Here is an 11,325-nt window from a genome sequence, read left to right as displayed (position 1 = left end):
TGTAGATTGCGGATTGACGATTGTAGATTCAACAATCGTCAATCAAAAATCGTAAATCGTAAATCATTTCTTCCCTCTCATCGTTTTAATTTTAATAGAAGAGACAACTATTGCTAAAATTTCATTTAGCTCACATTTTAACATCGCAACTCTTTTTGCCTCCACAAGTTTACTTTCTTCTAAAATTTCCAACCAAAATATCGTTTCATCCGTTTCTTCTTCCACTATTTTGAGCTTATTGATAAAATCCGCAGGAGATTTAGCCCTACATGCCGCCCTATAATTAGCTCCGATCGAAGTAGAGCTCCGAACAATTTGTTTGGCAATCACCCAAGAAGATGTTTTGTTAGGCAATTCGTCAATAAGAATTATTATTTCCAATCCGATTTTCTTGGTTCGTATTTTAATTTGCTCTTTCATAATCTTTTAGATTTACAAATCACAAGCTACAAATTATAATTACAAAACCCAAAATCGTAAATCCACAATCGCAAATCGTCAATAAAAAAGCCAAAATCAAGCTTATCATACTCAATCTTGGCCTTTGTACTTTTTTACTTCTACTTTTTTACTTTATTTAATATGTATAGTCTTCATGTTCTTGGTCGAAGGTGAAGAACTGCTTCCTGTGTTACCAGTATAATATTTCATTGCCTCAGGAATATACTTCTGCAATTCCGTTATACGTCTGGCATCGCTAGGGTGAGTACTCAAAAATTCCGGAGGTGTGCTTCCATTATCTGCTTTAGCACCAGCCATTCTTTCCCAAAATGTAATTGCTGCGTTCGGATCATATCCTGCCATTGCCATGATGATCAAACCCGCCCGATCTGCTGCAAGTTCATCCTTACGAGAGAAGGACAGCATACCTACAGGAGCTCCGATACCATAGGCCTGGTTGAAAATAGATACCCATTGACTATTCGACATTTGGCTTGCCGCTCCCAACATCTGAGCACCCATTTGCAAGGCCATCTGATTGGAAATCTGTGCCACAGAATGTTCCTCAATAGCATGGGCAATTTCGTGTCCCATGACCGTAGCCAACCCCGCATCCGTACCTGTCAAAGGCAATATCCCTGTATAAACTGCCACCTTACCACCTGGCATACACCAAGCATTCACATCACTACTTTGCACTAGATTAAATTCCCAATTGAAATTATACTGATCCGCGACACCCTTTTGTTGCAGATATTTCATGGTCGCAGCTGCGATATTATTGCCTACACGCTTGACAGCGGTAGCTTCAGCAGTACCTGTGATAACCTTTGTATTGGCGTCACTCAGAAATTCTTTATAAGCCAAAGAAGCCTGATCGTTGATCGTTTGGCTATCCACAAGTTTCAAATACTTCCGCCCTGTGATAGCAGAGGTAGCACAGCCTGCCAACACAGCAGCTACGAGTGCAAAAACTGTATATTTAAAATACTTTTTCATAATTATTAAATCTCTTATTTCTATTTTATTTACCAGAATCCAAAATCCCCAATCGTAAATCATCAATCGTAAATCCACAATTGTAAATCGTAAATCCCCAATCTACATTACTTGTACAATTCTAATGCCTAAAGGTTTAATCCTTACTCTTTTTTTTGAATAAATAAATTTTGGATTCATGCCCCTTGAGCAATCGCTCTATATTCTTTTGATGCGTGATCAATATCAATGTACATATAGCAATTGCATAAAGCATGATGGACGGCACGGAAGTTTTGAATACTAAGGCTAGACTAAGTGGAAATGTAAAACCAGCAGAGATAGAGCTCAATGAAACATAGTGTGTAATCAACAGGCACAAAAGGAATACAGATACACAGCACAAAGCCGCAGGCCAATGTATGGCCAGCACCATACCAAACAGAGTAGCTACCCCTTTTCCTCCTCTAAATCCGGCAAAAACAGGAAATAAATGCCCCAATACGGCAATAACACCCAGAGCCAGCTGAAAGTTTACAAAATGAGGTGAACGCGGATCTCCCACAATGGACGAATCCAGCAAAAAAGGCAGATTGGTCGCTGTCCAACCTTTCAATATATCTATTATCATCACCACAGATCCTGCTTTCTTCCCCAGTACGCGAAAGGTATTGGTCGCACCCGCATTTCCACTTCCATATTCCCGTACATCCACACCATAAAATGCTTGCCCAAACCATACCGCTGTCGGAATGGAGCCAAACAGGTATGCCAATATCACTATGCCTACTAAATAAATAGATATCATCAAACTATATGCTTACACCAACTTTGCTTTCAAACTCAGATCCATGTTGTACACAGAATGCGTCAATGCACCGACCGAAACATAATCTACACCGGCCAATGCATAATCGCGAACCGTTTCCAAATTAATTCCTCCTGATGCTTCCGTCACCATTTTTCCATCAACCAAGGCAACAGCTTTGCGCACATCCTCAGGCGTAAAGTTATCAAACATCACCCGATCCACCCCATCACAGGACAGCAATTCCTTCAATTCTTCGAAATTACGAACCTCTACCTCAATGGGAATAGCCATTCCTTTTTCTTTTTTATAGTGCAGTGCGTTTTGTACAGCTTGAGCTATACCACCGGCATAATCCACATGGTTATCCTTGATCAGTATCATATCGTACAAGCCAAAGCGATGATTTACCCCTCCTCCTATAGAAACTGCCTTTTTCTCCAGAAAACGCAATAGAGGAGTCGTCTTGCGGGTATCCAATACCTGGGTGGACGTTCCGGACAAAGCCTTTACATACAAGGAAGTTTTTGTGGCAATGGCCGACATGCGCTGCATGACATTCAACACCAAACGCTCCGCTTTGAGTATACTATGGATATTTCCTTTCACAAACAGTACAATATCTCCCACAGTAACCTTATTTCCATCGGAAATAAAAACTTGCACATCTAGGTCGGCATCTACAATTTTAAAAATTTCTGCCCCAACATCTACCCCCGCAATGACACCATCCTCTTTGACCAACAACTTTGCTTCACCCAGTTTATCGATTGGCAATGAAGACAACGAGGTATGATCTCCATCTCCAACATCTTCTTTTAGAGACAATTGAACAAAATCTACTAATTTTGTTTTAAAAGCTTCATCCATATTAACCCTCAAAATATTAAGCTAAGATGAAGAAAATTATATTATTCTAAAAGTAGAATATGAAAAAAACATCACTCCGATCCCCAATCGTAAATCTAAAATCACAAATCCAAAATCGTAAATCTCTACAATCTACAACAAAAATATACACCCCGTACCCTACCTTGCATATAAGTAGAAAAACACGTAATTTTGTGTGTGGATAATCTCAATCAAAATAAAGTCGCCCTACTGATCCTGGATGGACTAGGGTATGGTAAAAATGACGAATCAAATGCGGTAATGGCCGCCAAAACGCCTTTCTTGGATCATTTACTCGCCACATATCCAAATTCGAAACTGGAAGCTTCGGGCGAAGCCGTAGGCCTACCCGAAGGGCAAATGGGCAATTCGGAAGTAGGGCACATGAACCTAGGAGCCGGCAGAGTGGTGTACCAAGAATTAGGGCGTATTCATAAAGCCGCACGTGAAGGGCTGTTCGAAACACACCAAGTCATTCAGGATGCATTCAAGTATGCATTGGACCACAATAAAAAGATACATTTTATAGGTCTGCTATCCGACGGTGGAGTGCATGCCCATATCGATCACCTCAAAGCATTATGCGACGCCGCAAAAGTTGCCGGATTGGGAAGTGGGCAAGTGTTTGTCCACGCTTTTTTGGATGGCCGCGACACCGACCCGAATGGCGGCAAACAATATGTCCAGTCTTTGGCCAATCATTTAACCCACTCGGTGGGCACAATAGCATCTGCCGTAGGAAGATATTATGCGATGGACCGGGACAATCGTTGGGAAAGAGTCAAGGTAGCCTATGATCTGCTGACCAAAGGTGTAGGAACACCTTCTGTCGATCTGGTCGAATCCATTCAGCAGTCTTACGACAGCGGTATCACTGACGAATTTCTAAAACCGATCGTAATGGTCGATACCGATGGACAGCCTTTGGCTACCATAGAAGAAGGAGACGTCGTGTTCTGTTTCAATTTCCGTACCGACAGAGGTCGGGAAATTACCATTGCATTGACCCAACAGGATTTCCCCGAGTACGACATGAAAGCACTCGACCTCTACTATGTCACCATGACCTCATACGATGACACATTCAAGAATGTGAAAGTTGTTTTCCAAAAAGACAATCTTTCCAATACATTGGGTGAAGTCCTGGCAGCTCAAGGAAAAAGCCAGACACGTATAGCCGAAACCGAAAAATATCCACATGTCACATTTTTCTTTTCCGGAGGTCGGGAGACTGAATTTGAAAAGGAAGGTCGTATACTGATCCCTTCGCCCAAAGTGGCTACCTACGATCTGCAACCCGAAATGAGCGCACAAGGTATAACTGAAGCCATCTGTAGCGATATGGAGACAAACAAACCGGACTTTATCTGCCTCAATTTTGCCAACCCTGATATGGTCGGACATACCGGCGTATTTGAAGCCGTTGTAAAGGCCGTAGAAACCGTGGATCGGTGCACACAAAAAGTTGTGGAAACAGGTTTGGCAAATGGGTATTCCTTTATCATATTGGCCGATCACGGCAATTCGGAATACATGATCAATGAGGATGGCAGTATCAATACGGCCCACACCACCAACTTGGTTCCTTGTATTTTGATCGACAAAAAATTCAAACACATAAAGGATGGAAAATTGGGCGATGTGGCTCCTACCGTATTGAGCCTACTAGGCTTGAATATTCCTGCCGAAATGACCGGAAATGTATTGGTGGATTAAAAAAATATCTAGACTACAGAGGATAGCAGTAGGAATATTTGTTTCTACTGCATCTTTTTTTGCCTGTACGGCAACAAACCCTATCAAACAGGCACATACCGAAGAAAAGCAATTTGACATACCTGCATTTTTCCAGCAGGAGATCCAACATCTCTCCGAAACTAAAAAAGAAATCAGCAAAACGGTAGCGAAGGATTCTTCTGCGGAAACAAAAAAGATACTTATCCAAGATTGGGAGAAAGAATTATCTGCGTTTTCTTCCATCGATCTCAACAAAACCGCTTACATAGGCCATATCAACAAGGATTCTTCAGATCATCTCGTCAAACTCACGTTAGACGATCCCACAGCCGATATATCGGCTGTTCATATCCGTTACGATGAACACAACAATCCTTCCGGGATCCTTATCTTCAAAAAAATCAACAATCTGCTTTATCAAACGACAGAAAGCCTATCCTACCAAAAGGACAAAGGGTACAAAATCGAGAAACAGCAGGATGTGTGGTTGTTGGGATCCAATCATTACACCATCGAAGGGAAGTTTTAATAAAATCAAACCCATAGGGCTTTTTGCAAACAAGACTGCCTAAAAATCATAGACAGCCTTGTTCTATAGCAATAATCTTTACCTTACTAGGCTTGATTGCGACGAATGATATTCAATGCGCCACCGGCCTTGAACCACTCGATCTGTTGTGCATTGTATGTATGGTTTACCAAGATTTGCTCTTGCGAACCATCGGCATGGTGTAACACCAATGTCAACGGTTTTCCAGGAGCAAACTCAGTCAAACCGATAATATCGATGGTGTCGTCTTCTTGAATCTTATCATAATCATCCTTATCTTCAAACGTCAACGCCAACATACCTTGTTTTTTCAAATTCGTTTCGTGGATACGGGCAAAGGATTTGACCAATACAGCACGTACGCCCAAGTGACGGGGCTCCATTGCCGCATGTTCGCGGGAAGAACCTTCACCATAGTTTTCATCACCGACAACGATAGAGCCAATACCCGCTGCTTTGTAAGCACGTTGCGTAGCCGGTACCGGTCCGTATTCTCCAGTCAATTGATTTTTGACCGAATCCGTTTTGTCGTTGAAAAAATTGACCGCACCGATCAATAGGTTATTGGAAATATTGTCCAAGTGTCCACGGTATTTTAACCAAGGTCCTGCCATCGAAATGTGGTCTGTGGTACATTTACCTTTGGCTTTGATCAATAGTTTCAAACCTGTCAAGTCCGTACCTTCCCAAGCAGCAAAAGGTGCCAACAATTGGAGACGATCCGAAGTAGGTGATACATCTACCGTTACCGAAGAACCGTCTGCGGCCGGAGCTTGGTATCCCGGATCCTCTACATCAAATCCTTTTGCCGGTAATTCGTCACCGGTAGGTGGATCCAATTTTACCTGTTCACCATTCTTGTTGGTCAACGTATCTGTAACGGGGTTGAAGCCCAAATCTCCGGAGATCGCAATAGCGGCTACCATTTCTGGAGAAGTAACAAATGCATACGTATTAGGGTTACCATCAGCACGTTTCGCAAAGTTACGGTTGAACGAGTGTACAATGGTATTTTTCTCTTGTTTGTCCGCTCCGGCACGATCCCACATACCGATACATGGACCACATGCATTGGTAAAGATCGTCGCGTTGAGATCCTCGAAAGTTTTCAGCAAACCGTCACGATCAGCGGTATAGCGTACTTGCTCCGAACCTGGGTTGATACCAAATTCTGCTTTGGTCTCCAATCCCTTCTCTACAGCTTGACGAGCGATAGAAGCCGCACGGGACAAATCTTCATAAGAAGAGTTTGTACACGACCCGATCAATCCCCACTCTACTCGTGTAGGCCAACCGTTTTTCACCGCTTCTTCACGCATACGTGAAATAGGTGTGTACAGATCCGGGGTGAAAGGCCCGTTCAATGACGGCTCCAATTCGGACAGGTTGATCTCAATGACTTGATCAAAATATCTTTCCGGATCAGCATATACTTCTGGATCTGCTGTCAAGTGTGATTTGATCGCATTCGCGGCATCAGCCACTGCTGCACGTCCGGTAGCGCGTAGATAACGTTCCATCGATTCATCGTAGCCAAATGTAGAAGTTGTCGCTCCGATTTCTGCTCCCATGTTACAGATCGTACCTTTACCGGTACAAGACAAAGATTCAGCACCTTCACCAAAATATTCGACAATAGCGCCCGTACCACCTTTTACGGTAAGAATACCCGCTACTTTAAGAATTACATCTTTTGGTGCGGCCCATCCCGACAATCTACCGGTCAATTTAATACCGATCAGTTTGGGGAATTTAAGTTCCCAAGGAAGACCTGCCATCACATCACAGGCATCTGCACCACCGACACCGATAGCCACCATACCCAAGCCTCCCGCATTGACCGTATGTGAGTCCGTACCGATCATCATCCCTCCGGGGAAAGCATAATTTTCCAATACAACCTGGTGGATAATACCCGCACCTGGTCTCCAGAAACCTATACCGTACTTATTTGAAACCGAGCTCAAAAAATTGAACACTTCTGAACTTTCCTGCTTCGCACGGGACAAATCCTGTTCGGCACCATCACGGGCCTGGATCAAGTGGTCACAGTGTACCGTGGAAGGTACAGCAACCTTGGGACGTCCGGCTTGCATGAATTGCAATAAAGCCATTTGTGCCGTTGCGTCCTGCATAGCTACACGGTCTGGTGCAAAATCCACGTAAGATTTACCACGCTCGTAGGCCTCAGTCGCGTTTCCGTCCCAAAGGTGAGCATATAAAATTTTCTCTGAAAGTGTCAGTGGTTTATGCACAACCCGACGAGCAGCAGTTATACGCTCCTCGTATTGCGAATAAACTTTCTTAATCATGTCTAAATCAAATGCCATATCTCTCTAAATAATTCATTTATAAATAAATCAACTTAGCGAAAGTTACGAAAAAATGTGGTAAATATCAAATTGCTTTACAAGAGTACTTAGTATGTTAAGCAACAAAAAAACACCCGAAATTCGTATGAATTTCGGGTGCAGGCATAATGAAGACCGAAACTATTTACAACTAATGAACCAATTGCTTGTTTGACGGTGTAAATTTAGTCAGGTCAATATCGGCTACTGCCGCTTTATATTCTTCGATGGTTGGGATTCTTCCCAAAATTGCGGACAAGACGACAACCGGAGTAGAAGCTAACAAAGATTCACCTTTTTTGCGTTCGGAATCTTCTACTACACGGCCTTGGAAAAGACGGGTTGAAGTAGCCATGACCGTATCCCCTTTCTCCGCTTTTTCCTGATTACCCATACACAGGTTACAGCCCGGACGTTCCAGATACATCATATTTTCGTATTCGGTACGAGCCACAGCTTTCGGAACAGCATCGTTAAACTCAAATCCGGAATATTTTTCCAACAATTCCCAGTCACCTTCTTCCTTTAGTTCGTCGATGATATTGTAAGTCGGCGCAGCCACCACAAGTGGCGCATTAAATTTCACTTCACCTTTCAATGCCTCTAAATTACGGAGCATTTTGGAAACGATTTTCAAATCGCCTTTGTGCACCATGCAAGAACCAACGAATCCAAGATCCACTTTTTTATCACCACCATAGTAGGTCAAATCACGAATCGTATCGTGCGTATAGCGTTTAGAAACATCTTCATTGTTGACATCCGGATCCGCAATCATCGGCTCGTCGATAATATCCAGATCAATGACTACTTCCGCATAGTATTTTGCATTGGCATCTGGTTTCAATGCCGGTATCTCACCCGATTTAATTTCTTCAATACGTTTGTTCGCCTTATTAATCAGACCTTGGAGTACCGCATTTTTGTTGTCCATTCCTTTGTCGATCATGATCTGGATTCTGCTTTTTGCGATTTCCAATGATTCGATCAAGGTATCATCCTCCGAAATACAGATAGAAGCTTTCGCTTTCATTTCTGCGGTCCAGTCGGTAAACGTAAAAGCTTGATCAGCTGGAAGCGTTCCGATGTGAACTTCAATGACCCTGCCTTGAAATACGTTTTCACCACCAAATTGTTGAAGCATTTGAGCTTGAGTCGCGTGAACCACATCACGAAAATCCATATAGTCTTTCATTTTTCCTTTGAAAGTTACTTTCACGGATTCCGGGATCGGCATAGATGCCTCGCCTGTTGCCAAAGCAAGTGCAACCGTACCTGAATCCGCTCCGAAAGCTACCCCTTTGGACATCCGTGTATGTGAGTCACCACCGATGATGATGGCCCATTCGTCCACAGTAATATCATTCAATACCTTGTGGATAACGTCGGTCATTGCATGATATTCGTCTTTCGGGTCACGAGCCGTAATCAAACCGAAATCGTTCATAAACTTCATCAGCTTAGGGATGTTAGCCTGTGCTTTTTTGTCCCAAACCGAAGCCGTGTGACAACCTGATTGGTATGCTCCGTCAACGATGGGTGAAATGACAGTCGCCGCCATGGATTCCAATTCCTGAGCAGTCATCAGACCTGTTGTATCTTGCGAACCAACGATGTTGACTTGTACACGAACATCTGAACCAGCATGCAAGATCTTGCCCATTGGTACACCAACGGCATTTTTGTTGAATATTTTTTCAACGGCTGTCAACCCTTGTCCCTCGATGCTGATTTCCTTTGAAGGAGCAAAAACAGTCGGAGCTTCTATGCCCAAAGTTTTTGCTGCAAATGTCTGGATTTTTTTACCAAACACGATTGCATACGAACCTCCGGCTCTGATAAATTCCATTTTCTGTGGAGTCAAAGACTTGGAAAGATCTATCAGCTCTTGATCGCCATTGTATAATTTTTTGGTTTTCGTATTAATAGTCAATATCGTTCCTGTAGCTACCGAATAAGCTTCTTCCAAGATAGGCTCACCTTTTTCGTTCAAGACGGGTTTGCCATCTGCATCGAGTTTTTTAACCCAGTTTTTCAGGTCTATACCGATACCTCCGGTCACATCCACTGTTGTCTGGAAAATAGGCGAAATACCATTTGTTCCGGCTACAATCGGGGCGATATTCACAAACGGCACATAAGGGCTCGCTTGTTTACCTGTCCAAAGTGCCACATTATTGACACCGGACATCCGCGACGAACCTACACCCATCGTTCCTTTTTCGGCAATCAACATCACGCTTGCATCTGGATATTTGGCCTGTAAAGCTTTGATTTCTACTTGCGCATGAAGCGACATCATACATTTACCATGCAATTCACGGTCAGAACGCGAGTGTGCCTGATTTCCCGGAGAAAGCAAATCCGTAGAGATGTCTCCCTCAGCCGCGATATAAGTCACTACGTTGATTTCTTCCGGCACTTCGGGCAATTCTGTGAAAAATTCTGCTTTTGCGTAGCTTACCAAAATTTCCTTGGCAACAGCATTCCCACTTTCGTAAGCAACTTTCAAACGATCGGTATCGGCATCATAAAGAAAAACTTGTGTTTTCAATACCCTTGCTGCTTCTTCGGCGATAACTGCGTCTTCGCCTAATGCCAGATCAAGCAGCACTTCGATGGAAGGCCCGCCCTTCATGTGTGACAACAGCTCAAATGCAAAAACAGGTGTAATTTCTGGTACAACAAACTGACCAAGAATAATTTCCTTCAAAAATTTAGCCTTCGCGCCTGCAGCAGGAGTCGTTCCCGGCAAGGTGTTGTACACAAAAAATCGAATCGAATCTTCTCGATGTGGATGATTCGAATCTTTAATCTGTTCAATGATTTCACTTAACAATTCTGCTCCATCAATAGGTTTAGGATGAAGACCTTGTCCTTCTCTTTCTTCGATTTCCTGAATGTAATCGTTGTATATACTCATAATGATGTCTTATCAAAGCGAGAGCCGTTTTCCAATACAAATGTCGACAGCTCTATTTGTTAGTATTTTCTCTTGTGTTGATGTCTGTAGAAAAGCAATATTTTTTTCGGCACAAAAGTAAGAAAAAACAACCTTTATATAGAATAGAAACAATCGATTACATAATTTGGAATTGTTCTAAACTAAAACTTAAACAATCTATTGTCAAACGGGAACTTTTCTATGCGCTTAATGCTAATCTTGGCAAAGTCCGGATGATTGGGATTGAGAAGAAGATTATAATCCCCTTGTGTCACAACTGAAGGGATCTTCAAAACACAGAATTTATTCTCAGTGACAAATATATCACCAAAACGTTGGGTGGCTATAGGATGCGGGAATATATTCCAATTGGGGGGCAAATCTTTAACTTCTACTTCTTTTAGAGAAACCCCATTAGGAATCTCAATGGTAATCATCATATAATCTTCGGGAAGTGTCGCCAGCGTAAAATGAACAGCTACTTCTGCCATGGCAAGAGATCGGTTAGCTGCTGTGTAGATCAGTTCAACCCCTATTGAATTCCACCTCGCCCCCTTTAACGCCGCACCCTTACCCGAAAGCGAATTCGCAAACCTCTCTCTTGCTAGCCTAAATACCTCCATGA

At 42.8% G+C, this 11,325-nt stretch carries 9 protein-coding genes; 2 read left to right on the top strand and 7 right to left on the bottom strand.

Annotated features, from left to right (window positions below):
* Positions 1 to 63 precede the first annotated feature (63 nt).
* The 4 genes from G5B00_RS04525 to nadC form a co-directional block, all read right to left on the bottom strand.
* On the bottom strand, positions 64 to 420 hold the full coding sequence (locus tag G5B00_RS04525) for a four helix bundle protein (RefSeq protein ID WP_205966302.1): 357 nt from the start codon (positions 418 to 420) through the stop codon (positions 64 to 66).
* A gap of 153 nt (positions 421 to 573) precedes the next feature.
* On the bottom strand, positions 574 to 1,440 hold the full coding sequence (locus G5B00_RS04520; protein ID WP_163872066.1) for a M48 family metallopeptidase: 867 nt from the start codon (positions 1,438 to 1,440) through the stop codon (positions 574 to 576).
* 136 nt (positions 1,441 to 1,576) lie between these two features.
* Positions 1,577 to 2,227, bottom strand: coding sequence for a glycerol-3-phosphate 1-O-acyltransferase PlsY (gene plsY, locus G5B00_RS04515; protein ID WP_163872065.1), 651 nt, complete (start codon positions 2,225 to 2,227; stop codon positions 1,577 to 1,579).
* 12 nt (positions 2,228 to 2,239) lie between these two features.
* A complete protein-coding gene (nadC, locus tag G5B00_RS04510; RefSeq protein WP_163872064.1) occupies positions 2,240 to 3,097 on the bottom strand; it encodes a carboxylating nicotinate-nucleotide diphosphorylase in 858 nt (285 codons plus the stop codon).
* 198 nt (positions 3,098 to 3,295) lie between these two features.
* Between nadC and gpmI the strand changes: the two genes are divergently transcribed.
* Entirely contained in the window at positions 3,296 to 4,834 is a 1,539-nt protein-coding gene (gene gpmI / locus G5B00_RS04505; RefSeq protein WP_163872063.1) for a 2,3-bisphosphoglycerate-independent phosphoglycerate mutase, read from the top strand.
* Entirely contained in the window at positions 4,818 to 5,384 is a 567-nt protein-coding gene (locus G5B00_RS04500) for a hypothetical protein (protein ID WP_163872062.1), read from the top strand. The genes gpmI and G5B00_RS04500 overlap by 17 nt, the downstream gene beginning before the upstream one ends.
* An 86-nt stretch (positions 5,385 to 5,470) precedes the next feature.
* Here the strand turns inward: G5B00_RS04500 and G5B00_RS04495 are convergent, their stop codons facing one another.
* The 3 genes from G5B00_RS04495 to G5B00_RS04485 form a co-directional block, all read right to left on the bottom strand.
* Positions 5,471 to 7,735, bottom strand: coding sequence for an aconitate hydratase (locus G5B00_RS04495; protein ID WP_163872061.1), 2,265 nt, complete (start codon positions 7,733 to 7,735; stop codon positions 5,471 to 5,473).
* 172 nt (positions 7,736 to 7,907) lie between these two features.
* Positions 7,908 to 10,679, bottom strand: coding sequence for a bifunctional aconitate hydratase 2/2-methylisocitrate dehydratase (locus tag G5B00_RS04490; RefSeq protein WP_163872060.1), 2,772 nt, complete (start codon positions 10,677 to 10,679; stop codon positions 7,908 to 7,910).
* Between the two features lie 182 nt (positions 10,680 to 10,861).
* Positions 10,862 to 11,323, bottom strand: a complete 462-nt coding sequence (locus tag G5B00_RS04485) for an RES family NAD+ phosphorylase (protein ID WP_163872059.1) — start codon at positions 11,321 to 11,323, stop codon at positions 10,862 to 10,864.
* Positions 11,324 to 11,325 lie beyond the last annotated feature (2 nt).

This window comes from Parapedobacter sp. SGR-10 (assembly GCF_011030405.1).
Lineage (GTDB): Bacteria > Bacteroidota > Bacteroidia > Sphingobacteriales > Sphingobacteriaceae > Sphingobacterium.
The sequence above is the reverse complement of the archived record's forward strand: the minus strand, read 5'-3'. Positions and strand labels throughout refer to the sequence as shown.